The organism is Ensifer sp. GW821-FHT05G01, from assembly GCF_059419585.1.
Genome location: NZ_JBWKSC010000001.1, coordinates 379,640 through 392,162, shown reverse-complemented (window position 1 = coordinate 392,162; position 12,523 = coordinate 379,640). Strand labels below are relative to the sequence as shown.

At 62.9% G+C, this 12,523-nt stretch carries 13 protein-coding genes; 6 read left to right on the top strand and 7 right to left on the bottom strand.

Annotation, left to right across the window (positions count from 1 at the left end; translation table 11 throughout):
• Window positions 1-132: 132 nt before the first annotated feature.
• Together AC07UR_RS01950 and AC07UR_RS01945 are read right to left on the bottom strand one after the other, a co-directional pair.
• Complete coding sequence (locus tag AC07UR_RS01950) at window positions 133-855, bottom strand: anti-sigma factor (protein ID WP_173418854.1); 723 nt, start codon at window positions 853-855, stop codon at window positions 133-135.
• Window positions 852-1,391, bottom strand: a complete 540-nt coding sequence (locus AC07UR_RS01945; protein WP_173418853.1) for a sigma-70 family RNA polymerase sigma factor — start codon at window positions 1,389-1,391, stop codon at window positions 852-854. Before AC07UR_RS01945 ends, AC07UR_RS01950 begins: the two co-directional genes overlap by 4 nt.
• Before the next feature lie 156 nt (window positions 1,392-1,547).
• Between AC07UR_RS01945 and argB the strand changes: the two genes are divergently transcribed.
• Window positions 1,548-2,435, top strand: a complete 888-nt coding sequence (gene argB, locus AC07UR_RS01940) for an acetylglutamate kinase (RefSeq protein ID WP_077502945.1) — start codon at window positions 1,548-1,550, stop codon at window positions 2,433-2,435.
• Between the two features lie 75 nt (window positions 2,436-2,510).
• Here the strand turns inward: argB and AC07UR_RS01935 are convergent, their stop codons facing one another.
• From AC07UR_RS01935 to AC07UR_RS01920, 4 genes are all read right to left on the bottom strand, one after another.
• A complete protein-coding gene (locus tag AC07UR_RS01935) occupies window positions 2,511-3,278 on the bottom strand; it encodes an isocitrate lyase/PEP mutase family protein (RefSeq protein ID WP_209787796.1) in 768 nt (255 codons plus the stop codon).
• Complete coding sequence (locus tag AC07UR_RS01930; protein ID WP_209787799.1) at window positions 3,275-4,354, bottom strand: bifunctional transcriptional activator/DNA repair enzyme AdaA; 1,080 nt, start codon at window positions 4,352-4,354, stop codon at window positions 3,275-3,277. Before AC07UR_RS01930 ends, AC07UR_RS01935 begins: the two co-directional genes overlap by 4 nt.
• A gap of 75 nt (window positions 4,355-4,429) precedes the next feature.
• Window positions 4,430-5,344: an EamA family transporter gene (locus tag AC07UR_RS01925; RefSeq protein WP_173418850.1), complete on the bottom strand. Its 915-nt coding sequence runs from the start codon at window positions 5,342-5,344 to the stop codon at window positions 4,430-4,432.
• A gap of 80 nt (window positions 5,345-5,424) precedes the next feature.
• Complete coding sequence (locus AC07UR_RS01920) at window positions 5,425-6,216, bottom strand: sterol desaturase family protein (protein ID WP_234941614.1); 792 nt, start codon at window positions 6,214-6,216, stop codon at window positions 5,425-5,427.
• Window positions 6,217-6,373: 157 nt separating this feature from the next.
• On the opposite strand from AC07UR_RS01920, the gene AC07UR_RS01915 reads away from it, so the two are divergent.
• Complete coding sequence (locus AC07UR_RS01915) at window positions 6,374-7,087, top strand: pyrimidine 5'-nucleotidase (RefSeq protein WP_209787802.1); 714 nt, start codon at window positions 6,374-6,376, stop codon at window positions 7,085-7,087.
• 128 nt (window positions 7,088-7,215) lie between these two features.
• Window positions 7,216-7,737: an EF-hand domain-containing protein gene (locus AC07UR_RS01910; protein ID WP_209787806.1), complete on the top strand. Its 522-nt coding sequence runs from the start codon at window positions 7,216-7,218 to the stop codon at window positions 7,735-7,737.
• Between the two features lie 206 nt (window positions 7,738-7,943).
• Here AC07UR_RS01910 and AC07UR_RS01905 read toward each other — a convergent pair whose 3' ends face one another.
• Window positions 7,944-8,843, bottom strand: coding sequence for an LOG family protein (locus AC07UR_RS01905; protein WP_173418846.1), 900 nt, complete (start codon window positions 8,841-8,843; stop codon window positions 7,944-7,946).
• Between the two features lie 310 nt (window positions 8,844-9,153).
• Here AC07UR_RS01905 and dapD point away from each other — a divergent pair, with 310 nt between their 5' ends.
• The 3 genes from dapD (at window position 9,154) to AC07UR_RS01890 (ending at window position 12,523) form a co-directional block, all read left to right on the top strand.
• Entirely contained in the window at window positions 9,154-10,011 is an 858-nt protein-coding gene (dapD, locus tag AC07UR_RS01900; protein ID WP_173418845.1) for a 2,3,4,5-tetrahydropyridine-2,6-dicarboxylate N-succinyltransferase, read from the top strand.
• 4 nt (window positions 10,012-10,015) lie between these two features.
• Window positions 10,016-10,399: a DUF805 domain-containing protein gene (locus AC07UR_RS01895; RefSeq protein ID WP_173418844.1), complete on the top strand. Its 384-nt coding sequence runs from the start codon at window positions 10,016-10,018 to the stop codon at window positions 10,397-10,399.
• Window positions 10,400-10,555: 156 nt separating this feature from the next.
• Window positions 10,556-12,523, top strand: a complete 1,968-nt coding sequence (locus tag AC07UR_RS01890) for a DEAD/DEAH box helicase (protein ID WP_209787809.1) — start codon at window positions 10,556-10,558, stop codon at window positions 12,521-12,523.

Here is a 12,523-nt window from a genome sequence, read left to right as displayed (position 1 = left end):
CCCTCCTCGGGAACATGACAAGCAACGGAAGCCTTCGAAAAAGAGTTTCAGGAATTTTTCAGATTGCCGGTCGTCCGGGCGAAAACGCGTCCTGATCGCGGCACAGGCGCACGAAGAACAGCACGTGCTCAGTCAGAGGTCGCGCGCCTTGCCGAGCGCGATGATCGGCCCGGTGGCCGAACCAGTCGGCGAGCCGCCAAGCGGCTCGATGCTGACGGCAAGGACCGAGCCGCGCGAGAACTTCTCGCGCATCGCCGGGGCGATGATGATTTCGCCCTCGCCGGTCTGAGGCAGAACGCCAAGCGAAAGGGCCGGGTTGTCGCCGTTGATAAGCCAGAGCTCCAGCGATTTCTCCTCGGCCTGTCGCGTAGCAACGGGCGTCACCCGGAGGTGGCCCGTATCCCGATCGAAACGGGCAACGAGATCGACAGAGATGCCTTTGCCGGCCATCTCGGCGACAAGCGGACGGCCGCCCGATGGCAGCGCAAACAATCCGGCCAGCGAGGCGCCCAGGATGCCGGCAACAGCCAGCGAAGCGAGTGCCAGCCCGCGCCAGAGCGCCAGCGATTGCCAGATACTTGGGCGCACCGGGGCCCCGACCGGCGATCCGGTTTCGAACAGCCGGCGCTCGATCGCGGCAAAGGCCCGGGCGGGCGGCGCGACGGGATCATAGGCTTCGTCGAAGGTCGACAGGTTGTTCTGCCAGCGCGTGACCATGGCGGCAAAGTTGCGGTCGGAGGCAAGGCGAGCCTCGACCTTGCGGCGGTCGTCGGCGGACAGCACGCCCAGCACATATTCCCCGGCGATCACCTCGTCGCGGCGGAAGTCTCCCTTGTCTGGGGTGGACGCTGTCATCGCTCCATGCACTCTCTCAACTTCAACAGGCTGCGCCTCAGCCAGGTTCGCATCGTGTTCAGCGGCACAGCATACACTTCGGCCAGCTCCTGATAACTCAGACCTTCGACATAGGCGCGCCGCACGGCATTTGCCCTGTCGGACTCGAGCTCCTCCATGCACGCATCGATCCGCCTGCCCTCCGCTCTCACCACTGCCGATTTTTCCGGATCGGCAGCAGGATCAGCCAAATCATAGGCTTCGTCAATCGCGTTGGCGATGGGTTTGCGTGCCCGGATCAGGTCGATGGCGCGGTTGCGCGCAATCGCTGCCAACCAGGACATCGGCGTTGACTGGCCCGGAGAAAAACGGTCGGCATGCTGCCATATTCTGACGTAGACTTCCTGCAGCGTTTCTTCCGCTTCACCTCTGTCTCTCAGGATACGCAGACAAATGGCGAAAAGTTTCGGGCTGGTCAGCCGGTAAAGCTCGGCAAAGGCCGCGCGATCCCTGAGCGAAACACGGCCGAGCAGTCCGGAAATTTCCTCGTCGATCATTGCCTACCCGACCCGATGCATTCTTGAGACAGGACATAGGGCACAAATCGCCATCCGCCAGCGTGCATCGTCATTGCTGTTTTATGTTGCTCCCCGATCATTCCATCGACGGGAAACATGCGTTAAACAGCAGCCGGTATTTTTCGAGGGTCCGCCATGTCCGCCAATGAAAGTGAAATCCAGGCACGCCTGCTCACCCAGGCCCTGCCCTACATGCAGCGCTACGAGAACAAGACGATCGTCGTCAAATATGGCGGCCATGCCATGGGCAATGCCGAGCTCGGCCGCGCCTTTGCCAGCGACATCGCGCTGTTGAAGCAGTCGGGCGTCAACCCGATCGTCGTGCACGGCGGCGGCCCGCAGATCGGCGCCATGCTGACCAAGATGGGCATCGAATCGAAGTTCGAAGGCGGCCTGCGCGTCACCGACGAAAAGACCGTCGAGATCGTCGAGATGGTTCTCGCCGGCTCGATCAACAAGGAGATCGTCGCCCTCATCAACCAGACCGGCGAATGGGCGATCGGCCTTTGCGGCAAGGACGGCAACATGGTCTTCGCCGAAAAGGCGCGCAAGACCATCAAGGACCCGGATAGCAACATCGAACGTGTGCTCGATCTGGGCTTCGTCGGCGAAGTGGTCGAGGTCGACCGCACGCTGATCGATCTGCTGGCCCGCTCGGAAATGATCCCGGTGATCGCCCCGGTGGCGCCCGGCCGCGACGGACACACCTACAATATCAACGCCGACACCTTTGCCGGTGCGATCGCCGGCGCGCTCAACGCCACGCGCCTGCTGTTCCTAACCGACGTTCCCGGCGTGCTCGACAAGGACGGAAAGCTGATCAAGGAACTTTCGGTGGCGCAGGCGCGCGCCCTGATCGCCGACGGCACCATTTCCGGCGGCATGATCCCCAAGGTCGAGACCTGCATCGAAGCCATCAAGGCCGGCGTCCAGGGCGTCGTCATCCTCAACGGCAAGACGGCCCATTCGGTGCTGCTCGAAATCTTCACCGAGCGCGGCGCCGGCACGCTGATCGTTCCCTGATCGGCGCGACCCAGGACGTATGAAAAAGCGGGACACGACCTTCGGGCCGTGTCCCGCTTTCATTTTTCGCCTGGCTCAGGCCTGATAGACGGCCTGAGCGTCCTGTTTCAACTTTTCCATCATCGCCCGATAGGGGAACGGCCCGTAGCTGACACGGGCGACGCCGGCGCCCGCCAGCGTCTTCAGATCCGGTGCGCCGGGCCGCATCATCACATTGACCGGCAGGCTTGATGCGGCACAGACCTTGGCGATCAGGTCCGCGTCGACCAGCCACGGCACGAAGAAGCCGTTGGCGCCCGCTTCGGCAAAGGCCCTTCCACGCGCAATCGCCTCATCGACGAGGCCGGCGTGCTCAGCCGCATCGCTTGCCTGCAGAAACAGGTCGGTGCGGGCATTGATGAAGAACGGCACGCCGCGGCGGTCCGCCATTTCGCGGATCGCACGGATGCGGGCCGCCTGCTTCTCGATCGCATGCACGCCTGACTTGCCGACCACCTGATCCTCGAAATTGATGCCGATGGCGCCGGCGTCGATCAAGCGCGAGACGTTGGCCGCCCCCGTTGCCGGATCGTCGGAATAGGCACCCTCGAAATCGACCGTCACCGGCAGTTCCGTCGAGCCGACGATCAGCCGGGCTATATCAGTCAGCAGCGCCAGCGGCACCTTCTCGCCATCGCCGAAGCCATGGGCGGCGGCAATCGACCAGCTGCCGGTCGCAAGCGCCCTGGCTCCGGCCTCGGCGACCGCCTTGGCGCTGCCGGCATCCCAGATGTTGTAGAGCACCACCGGATCGCCCTTTTTATGCAGGGCGGCAAAGGCGAGCGCCTTTTCCTTCTGGTTCATTGCGTTTCCTCCACGAACGGGCTGACAGGTTTCGCTTTCGCCTCGTGCCGCAACAGCCACTGTTTCCGCCAGAGCCCACCGCCGTAACCCGTGAGCGAACCGTCTGCGCCAAGGCAGCGGTGGCAGGGTATGACGATGGCGATCCGGTTGGATCCGTTGGCACTGGCCACGGCACGCGCGGACTGGATCGTAGCGACCTCGCGGGCAATGTCACCATAGGACCGCGTCCCACCGGCGGGAATTTTGACAAGCGTCTCCCAGACGTTGCGCTCGAAAGGCGTCCCGCCGGGCGCAAGCGGCGTTTGGAATGCGCCCATATCGCCCGCAAAATAGGCCTTCAACTCGCCTTCAATCCTGTCGATCGGCGCCGTCCTGCCGGGGACAATCGCCGAGCGTGTCGCGCGCTTCAGCGCCGCGAGTTCCGTCGGCAATGCTTTGCGATCGTGGAACTCGAGCAGATGCAGATGTGTGGCGTCGCCGATCGCGACCATGGGGCCGATCGGCGTCTCGAGCCAATCGAAGGAGAGCAGCTCCCGCCCGAAAGCGGCGGCCGGCGCGTCGCCAAGCAATCGCTGGAAGGCGGCACGAAAGCCGCTCGGCGATTCGTAGCCGGCTTCGAGCTGGGCGTCGATCACGCGCCCTCCGTCGGCGAGTTGGCGGGCAGCAAGCCCCAGGCGGCGATACCGCGCCAGATCGAGAAAGGTGATGCCGAGATTGCGTTTGAACGCCCGTCGGACAGTCGACGGATCGAGCCCGCGGCGCACGATATCATCCTCGCTCCAGCGCCGCTCAGGTGCTGCCTCCAGCGCCTGCAGCAGCTCCTGCACCAGCGGATCCTTGGCGCCGAAGGTGGCGAGCGGCCGGCAGCGCTGGCAGGGACGGAACCCCGTCTCCAGGCAGGTGCCGATCGAGCCCACGAAAATGGTGTTTTCCCGCTTCGGCTTGCGGGCTGGGCAGGACAGGCGGCAGAAGACGCCTGTCGTCTTGACGCAGACGAAGGCTGAACCTTCGTACTCGGTGCTTCGCGCCATCAAGGCGTCGTAGAGCGTTTCATCGGAAGGAAGATCGAACAACATGGCGTGGTTCTACCACGACCGCAGGGCGAAGAGACGCCGGTTTTCGGGCGTCTATTTCTTGAGATCAGCACGTTGTCAGATCAGGACGAGCGTCACCACGCCGAGCACGATCAGCAGGCACCCGAGAAGTTCGAGACGATTGATCCATTCGCGGAAGATGAAGAAGGACGAGGCGAATGTGAACAGCATCTCGACCTGCGCCACCACCTTGACGATCGCCGCCTGCTGCAAGGTCATCGCCATGAACCAGCCGAACGAGGCGGAGGCGCCGACGAAGCCGACGACGAAGGCCGGCTTCCAGGCGGCGGCGATGAGCTTCAGTTCGCCCGGCTCGCGCACCACGATCCAGATGAGCATGACAATCGTCTGCAGCAGGATGACGAAGCCGAGCGTGAAACTCGCCTGCATCATGTAATCGGGTGCCGGCAGGCTGGGCGCCAGCGCCAGAGAGGCCGAACGATAGGCGACGGCCGAAAGCCCGAAGAACGTTCCCGAGAGAAGGCCGATGCCGGCGGTGCGGCTGAAAACCGACGTGACCAGCGAGCGTGGGCTGAGTGTCGTGCGCGCGACCGAGATAAGCATCACGCCGACGACCGAGATGGCGATCGCCACCAGCGTGCCCTGGCTCGCATGCTCTCCGAGGAAGATGAGGCCAAAGAGGGCGGCCTGGGCCGGCTCGGTGCGCGAATAGGCGGTGCCGACCGCAAAGTTGCGGAAGGAGAACAGATGGACGAGCAGGAAGGTCGCCGCGATCTGCGCAAGCCCGCCGATCACCGCCCAGAGGAAGAAGGTGCCGTTCGGCACCGGCAGCGGACGGCCCACCACCTGCCAGAGCACGAAGAGATAAAGAAGCGCAAAAGGCAGACCGAAACCGAAGCGCACGAAGGTCGCGCCGGTCGTGCCCATCACGCCCTTCAGGTGTTTCTGCATGGCGGAGCGGACATTCTGAAGGAAGGCCGCAGCGACGGTGATGAGTACCCAGGTTTCCATGGCTGCGAGCTAGCATGCCGATCCTGAGATTGCCAAGAACTCCGTACAGCCAAGGCGAATTATACCAGCGCAGGTCGATATCAGTCCGGCTTTTCCTGAACGTCCGCCAGTTCGCCGGCCCGCCGGAGGATGAGCGGCGGGCCTTCTTCTTCGAAGACCTTCACGCTCTGGTCGTAGGTCGGCGCGATCGTGCCGAGCAGGCGATCCCAGAAGGAGAAATAGTTGCCGTAGTTGTACCGGAAGCTGGAATGATGCTGGTCATGGAACGTGGTGCACAACAGGGGCGACGGATAGCGCGCCGACGAAGCGGCGAAATACTCAAAGCCGCAGTGGCCGATCATGCCGTTGAAATGTTCGAACAATCGGTGCCCGATGAGGATTGCCGGCGGAAACGGAACGATGAAAACGATGACAGCCGAAAAACTCTGCAAGAGGAAGTTGTCGATGACATCTTCCGAATAGGTGCTCCAGATCGTTGGCGCGACGCTTTTGTGATGAAGGGCGTGCAGCGGGTAGAGCCACCGGGTGTGCAGCAGGCGATGCATGAAATAGAACCAGGTATCGTAGAGGAACATGCAGAGCACGAAGAGCGGTACCGCTGCCCACCAGCGCAGCGCCCAGGGCGCCGGCGCCCAGCCTTTCTGCTGAACGTAGAGGCCGATGGTCAGCGGCAGGCAGGCGCTGAACATCGACGCCAGGCTCTGGCGGATCTCCGCCTTGCGGCGCCTGTCAGAGCCGCGTCCCTTCTGGATCTTGCGCTCCGGATTGCGCGCGTTGAACCAGGTCAGACCGTAGCCTAAAGCGAAATAGGTGACGACGGTCGTTGCGTAAAACCCGAACAGAAACAGCAGATAGAACACTTCGTCCGACATGTGCATCTGCCGTCCCGCGTGAAGAACCGCCCCGGACGAAAGATGCCATGCCGTTTTGGCAATTCAAAGTGGAAATGTTTTCACCTGAAGGACAACCCGGGCTGCGACTTTGCATTTTGTCGTTTGCCGCCCATCACCGCCATGTCATAAGGCAGTCATGAAAAAGCTCGATCGCCTGCCGACCCACGACGATTTCTCCCATGTCACCGACTGGGTGTTCGACCTGGACAACACGCTCTATCCGCATCATGTCAATCTGTTCTCGCAGATCGACCGCAACATGACGGCCTATGTTGCCGCACTTTTGTCGCTGGAGCCGGCGGATGCGAAGAAGCTGCAGAAGGACTATTACCGCGATCACGGCACGACGCTCAAAGGCCTGATGATCCACCACGGCATCGACCCGAACGAGTTCCTCGAAAAAGCCCACGCGATCGACTACAGCATCGTGCCACCGGACCCGACGCTGGGCGACGCCATCAAGGCGCTGCCGGGACGCAAGTTCATCTTCACCAACGGCAGCGTCGCGCATGCGGAGATGACCGCGCAGGCGCTCGGCATCCTCGATCACTTCAACGATATCTTCGATATCGTCGCTGCCGATTTCGTGCCGAAGCCGGCGGGCGAAACCTATGACAAGTTCATGAGCCTGCACCGGGTCGACACCCGCAACGCGGCGATGTTCGAGGACCTGCCGCGCAACCTGCTCGTCCCCAAGACGCTGGGAATGAAGACGGTTCTCTTGGTGCCGCGCAACTTCGAATACGAGTTCGCCGTATCCTGGGAGCAGTCCAACGACGAGGACGAGCAGATCGACTACGTCACCGAGGATCTCGCCGGCTTCCTCAAGCGCGTGATCGCCGACCTCTGACGCCGACACAATTTGGCCAGGGAAAAACCCCTTTCCCGCCAAAGACTTAAATTACCAAAGTTTAACTGGTGCGCATCGTCCAGCTGCCTATCATTCGCTCAGGGATACCCCTAGCGAAAGGAAGCATAATGCGTAACAGAGCCCTGATCCTTGGTGTGACCGCCCTTGCCATAGCCGTCACGGGAATGGCTGCGCCGTCATTCGCCGCCAGAGACAAGATGACGCCCGAACAGCGCGCCGAGCGCATGATCAAGCGACTGGACACCAACAGTGATTCCAAGGTTTCGCTCGATGAGTTTCAGGCGCGCATGACCACGAACTTCAAGACGTTCGACACCAATGGCGATGGCCAGATCAGCGCCGACGAGATGAAGGCGAAGCGCCAGGCGTTCCGCGACGCCCGCAAGGCGTGGCACGAAGCCAAGGGCAAGGACGGCAAGGAGCGCGACGCAGCCCTTGCCCAACTTAGGGAAGCCCGGCCCGCCATGGTGCCCGGCATGCGGCCGAAGGCCTTCAAGCGCGTCGATACCGACGGCAACGGCTCTCTAAGCGCTGCCGAGGTCGCAAGTGCTTCCGAGAAGATGTTCAAGCGTCGCGACAAGAATGGCGATGGAGTCATCGACGCGGCCGACTTCAGCAAGAAGGTCTAAGCCAGTAAAATCAAACCCGGATGACGACACTCTCCCTCCCCCCGGTGGAGCGTGTCGTCTGCGTGGCGCCTCCCCCTGGCATCGGACACGATCGCAAGGGGGAGGCGTGAATTTCAGATCCCGATACGACAACGCCGCGCGCCAGATATGGCGCGCGGCGTTGTCTATCCGCCAAACGAGCATTGCACCCGAACAAGCAGAGCTCTCTAGCGCCTGCCGTTTGCCATCGGCACGGTTTTGGAATCGACGGTCTGATAGAAGCTGGAGATGATCTCCCAGGCTTCATCGGCGGTATCGACGAAGCGCAGCAGGTCCACGTCGTTCGGTGCGATCGTGCCGAATTCGGCGAGCGCCTCGAAATTGATGATGGTTCGCCAGAATTTCTCGCCGAAGAGGATCAGCGGGACCAGAGCCATACGTCCGGTCTGCATCAGCGTCATTGTCTCGAACAACTCGTCGAGCGTTCCGAATCCGCCCGGGAAGACCACCACTGCCTTTGCGCGCAGCAGGAAATGCATCTTGCGGATCGCGAAATAGTGGAAGTTGAACGACAGCTCCGGCGTCACGAAGCGGTTCGGCGCCTGCTCGTGCGGCAAGACGATGTTGAGACCGATCGACGGAGCACCGACATCGTCGGCGCCACGGTTGCCCGCCTCCATCACACCCGGCCCGCCGCCGGTGACGACCACGTATTCCTTGTGGTGCAGCTTGGCTGAATGCTCCGAGCAAAGCCGCGCGAACTTGCGCGCCTCGTCGTAGTAGACCGAGGCTGCCTCGAGGTTCTTGCGCTGCGTTTCGTTCTTGGCCGCCCAGGCGTCACCGCCGGGCTCGGGGATGCGGGCGCCACCGAACATCACCACGGTCGAGTTGATGCCGTGTTCCTCCAGCATCATTTCGGTCTTCAAGAGTTCGAGCTGCAAACGCACCGGGCGCAGCTCCTCGCGGCAGAGAAAATCATCGTCGATATAGGCGAGGCGATAGGCTGGCGAAGCCGATTGGGGCGTCAGCGGAACCGTCTGCGCCCGTTGCCGGCTCTGCGAGCTATCCGCCAGCGGATCCCAAACCCCATCCTTACGGCGCAGGTTGCGCTTCTTCATGCGTGCCATGCTATCGTCTTTCCCGTCGCGTTCCGGACAATCGGCATCTCGGGCGGACGCGTCCTATCCTGTTTCATCGGTCATGAATGCCCCTGATGCCGGAGTCGTCCGAGCTTGCCAAGCCCTGGCGGGACGGTCGCGCCGAAAAGCGGTTCAACTTTTCCGGAACGGCCTCGGGCGCCACGTGGCTCCAGCCGGCTGGGAACACCCTTAGCCGCAGATCGTGTTGCTGCTTAATTTTGTCCTTAAATCGATTCCGATTTGCGGAATTATGCAGTAGAGCTTTGCCAGGATAACCGCCGAACTTTAAGGAATTCCGATGACGAACCACGACCTGACCTCCCTGTCGCAGACGATCGACACCGCTTTTGATGACCGCGATTCCGTCAACACCGGAACGCGCGGAGCGGTGCGCGATGCCGTGGAGACGGCACTGAACCTGCTCGACAGCGGCAAGGTGCGGGTGGCAGAGCGCGGCGCCGACGGCAATTGGACCGTCAATCAATGGCTGAAGAAAGCCGTGCTGCTCTCCTTCCGTCTCAACCCGATGGAGATCGTGCGGGGCGGCCCGGGAGAATCCGTCTGGTGGGACAAGGTCGCCTCCAAGTTCGACGGCTGGAGCGTCAACGAATTCGAAAAGGCCGGCTTCCGCGCCGTGCCGAACTGCGTCGTGCGCCGCTCGGCCTATATCGCCCCGAACGCGATCCTGATGCCGTCCTTTGTCAACCTCGGCGCCTATGTCGGTGAAGGCACAATGGTCGATACCTGGGCAACGGTCGGTTCCTGCGCCCAGATCGGCAAGCACGTGCATCTCTCCGGCGGCGTCGGCATCGGCGGCGTGCTGGAACCGATGCAGGCTGGTCCGACGATCATCGAGGACAACTGCTTCATCGGTGCCCGCTCCGAGGTCGTGGAAGGCTGCATCGTGCGCGAAGGCTCGGTTCTCGGCATGGGCGTCTTCATCGGCAAGTCGACGAAGATCGTCGACCGCGCCACCGGCGAAGTGACCTATGGCGAAGTGCCGCCCTACTCCGTCGTCGTCGCCGGCTCGATGCCGTCGGGCTCGACCATGGGCAATGGCCAGCCGGCCCCGAACCTTTACTGCGCCGTCATCGTCAAGCGCGTCGACGAGAAGACCCGCTCCAAGACCGGCATCAACGAACTGCTTCGAGACTGATGAGATGACACCGGAGGGGCGGCAGCCGAACATGATCTGGCTGTTCTTCAGCCCCTCCGGCCGCATCACCCGCCTGCCCTTTTTCCTGTCCTGGCTCTTCTGGCTTCTGATCGGCGGTTTTGTCGTCGCGCAGATGTTCGCCAACGAAAATCACAACACAGCGCTGGCACTCTGGACGCTGGCGCTGATCGTGTCCGGCCTCGCTTCCACGCTGTCGATCGCCATGCTGGCCATCAAGCGGCTGCACGACATCGGTTATCCCGGACCGCTGGCGCTTTGCCTGTTCATCCCGGTGTTGAGCCCCGTCGTTTTCATCGCGCTCTGCCTCTGGCCGGGCGTCAACGGGCCGAACGAATTCGGTCGGCGCAGCGACGAACCCGGCGCCTGAGCGGCGCACTGTACATTTAAGGCCCGAACGGGTATGTAGCGCGCCATGAACAGGCCGGCGATAAGATGCTGGCCGCGGCAATCGGCGCCTGATGACGACCTGATCCAAGGTCTTGTTCGTTTACCGGCGCGAAAACCGAAATCCGAAAGACGAGAGATGACAGAATTCGAAGGGATCGCGCCTGCGATCGCCGAGGCGTTGGCAAAACGCGGTTACAACGAGTTGACGCCGGTTCAAAAGGCGATGCGCGATCCCGAGCTTGCGGGCAAGGATGCGCTGGTATCGGCCCAGACCGGCTCCGGCAAGACCGTCGCCTTCGGCCTGGCGCTGGCCCCGACCCTGCTCGGCAACGAGCGTCGCTTTAGCGCCCCCGGCGCACCGCTCGCGCTCGTCATTGCACCGACGCGCGAACTGGCGCTGCAGGTCAAGCGCGAGCTTGAATGGCTCTATGAGCAGACCGGCGCGACGATCACGTCGTGCGTCGGCGGCATGGACATGCGCACCGAGAAGCGCGCGCTGGAGCGCGGCGCCCACATCGTCGTCGGCACGCCCGGCCGCCTTTGCGACCATATCCGCCGCAACTCGCTCGACATCTCGTCGCTCAGCGCCGTCGTGCTCGACGAGGCCGACGAGATGCTCGACCTCGGCTTCCGCGAAGACCTTGAATTCATCCTTGAGGAATCCCCGGACGATCGCCGCACCCTGATGTTCTCGGCAACCGTGCCGCGCTCGATCGCTACGCTTGCCAAGAACTATCAGCGCGACGCCGTTCGCATCAGCACCGCTTCGGAACAGAAGCAGCACGTCGACATCGAATACCGCGCGCTGACCGTCGCATCGAACGACCGCGAAAACGCGATCATCAACGTGCTGCGCTACTACGAAGCGAAGAACGCGATCGTCTTTTGCTCGACCCGTGCTGCCGTCAACCATCTGACCGCCCGCTTCAACAACCGCGGCTTCTCGGTCGTGGCGCTGTCGGGCGAGCTCAGCCAGAACGAACGCACCCACGCGCTGCAGGCCATGCGCGACGGTCGCGCCCGCGTCTGCATCGCCACCGACGTTGCCGCCCGCGGCATCGACCTGCCCGGCCTGGAGCTGGTCATCCACGCCGACCTGCCGACCAACCCGGATACGCTCCTGCACCGCAGCGGCCGCACCGGCCGTGCCGGCCAGAAGGGCGTCAGCGCCCTGATCGTGCCGGTGAGCCAGCGCCGCAAGGCCGAGCGCCTGCTCGAAAACGCCCGCATCACCGCCAACTGGGCCCGTCCGCCGTCGGCCGACGAAGTCAGCCGCCGCGACGACGAGCGCCTGCTTGCCGACACCAGCTTTGCCGAGCCTATCCGCGAAGACGAAGAAGAAATCGTACGCGCCCTGATCGAGCTTCATGGTGCCGAACAGATGGCTGCCGCCTTCGTGCGCCAATTCCGCTCGGGCCGCTCCGCGCCTGAAGACCTGATCGAAGTTGCCGTCGGCGACAGCCGCGCCAAGCCGCGTCGCGACGAGAAATCCGCGCCGCGCGAAGATTATGACGCGCCGCGCGCCGACTTCAGCGACGGCAGCTGGTTTTCGCTCTCGGTCGGCCGCAAGCAGAGCGCCGAGCCGCGCTGGCTGATCCCGATGCTGTGCCGTCACGGCAAGCTGACCAAGCGCGACATCGGCGCGATCCGCATGCAGCAGGACGAAACCTTCGTCGAGATGACGTCCGACGGCGCCGAGCGCTTCCTGTCGTCGATCGGCAAGGAAGGCATGCTGGAGAAGGGCATCCGGGTTAAGACGCTTCCCGGCGCGCCGGATCTCTCGCAACAGCGCCAGGAGAAGCCGAGCTTCTCGAAGGACAAGCCAGCCTTCTCCAAGGACAAGCCCGCCTATTCCAAGGACAAGCCGGCCTTTGCCAAGAAGCGCCCCTATTCCGACGATGCGGCGCGCAGCGACGGCGACTTCAAGCCGAAGCGCAAGTTCGACAAGAAGCCGGCCTACGCCGCCGCCCCGGCCCACACCGACGACAAGCCGCCGGAAAACCGCGAGGCCTGGACCAAGAAGAAGCCCAAGCCGAACGCCGGTAAGGACGGCGGCTTCAAGCCGAAGCCCAAGGGCAACAACGCCAAGAACCGCCAGAGCTAA

Excerpts from the sequence above, each read along its gene's own strand:
- AC07UR_RS01910 (WP_209787806.1), top strand. The coding sequence starts at position 7,216 with ATGCGTAACAGAGCCCTGATCCTTGGTGTGACCGCCCTTGCCATAGCC.
- AC07UR_RS01895 (WP_173418844.1), top strand. The coding sequence starts at position 10,016 with ATGACACCGGAGGGGCGGCAGCCGAACATGATCTGGCTGTTCTTCAGC.
- AC07UR_RS01950 (WP_173418854.1), bottom strand. The coding sequence starts at position 855 with ATGACAGCGTCCACCCCAGACAAGGGAGACTTCCGCCGCGACGAGGTG.
- AC07UR_RS01915 (WP_209787802.1), top strand. The coding sequence starts at position 6,374 with ATGAAAAAGCTCGATCGCCTGCCGACCCACGACGATTTCTCCCATGTC.
- argB (WP_077502945.1), top strand. The coding sequence starts at position 1,548 with ATGTCCGCCAATGAAAGTGAAATCCAGGCACGCCTGCTCACCCAGGCC.
- AC07UR_RS01905 (WP_173418846.1), bottom strand. The coding sequence starts at position 8,843 with ATGGCACGCATGAAGAAGCGCAACCTGCGCCGTAAGGATGGGGTTTGG.
- AC07UR_RS01920 (WP_234941614.1), bottom strand. The coding sequence starts at position 6,216 with ATGTCGGACGAAGTGTTCTATCTGCTGTTTCTGTTCGGGTTTTACGCA.
- AC07UR_RS01945 (WP_173418853.1), bottom strand. The coding sequence starts at position 1,391 with ATGATCGACGAGGAAATTTCCGGACTGCTCGGCCGTGTTTCGCTCAGG.
- AC07UR_RS01925 (WP_173418850.1), bottom strand. The coding sequence starts at position 5,344 with ATGGAAACCTGGGTACTCATCACCGTCGCTGCGGCCTTCCTTCAGAAT.
- AC07UR_RS01890 (WP_209787809.1), top strand. The coding sequence starts at position 10,556 with ATGACAGAATTCGAAGGGATCGCGCCTGCGATCGCCGAGGCGTTGGCA.
- AC07UR_RS01935 (WP_209787796.1), bottom strand. The coding sequence starts at position 3,278 with ATGAACCAGAAGGAAAAGGCGCTCGCCTTTGCCGCCCTGCATAAAAAG.
- dapD (WP_173418845.1), top strand. The coding sequence starts at position 9,154 with ATGACGAACCACGACCTGACCTCCCTGTCGCAGACGATCGACACCGCT.
- AC07UR_RS01930 (WP_209787799.1), bottom strand. The coding sequence starts at position 4,354 with ATGTTGTTCGATCTTCCTTCCGATGAAACGCTCTACGACGCCTTGATG.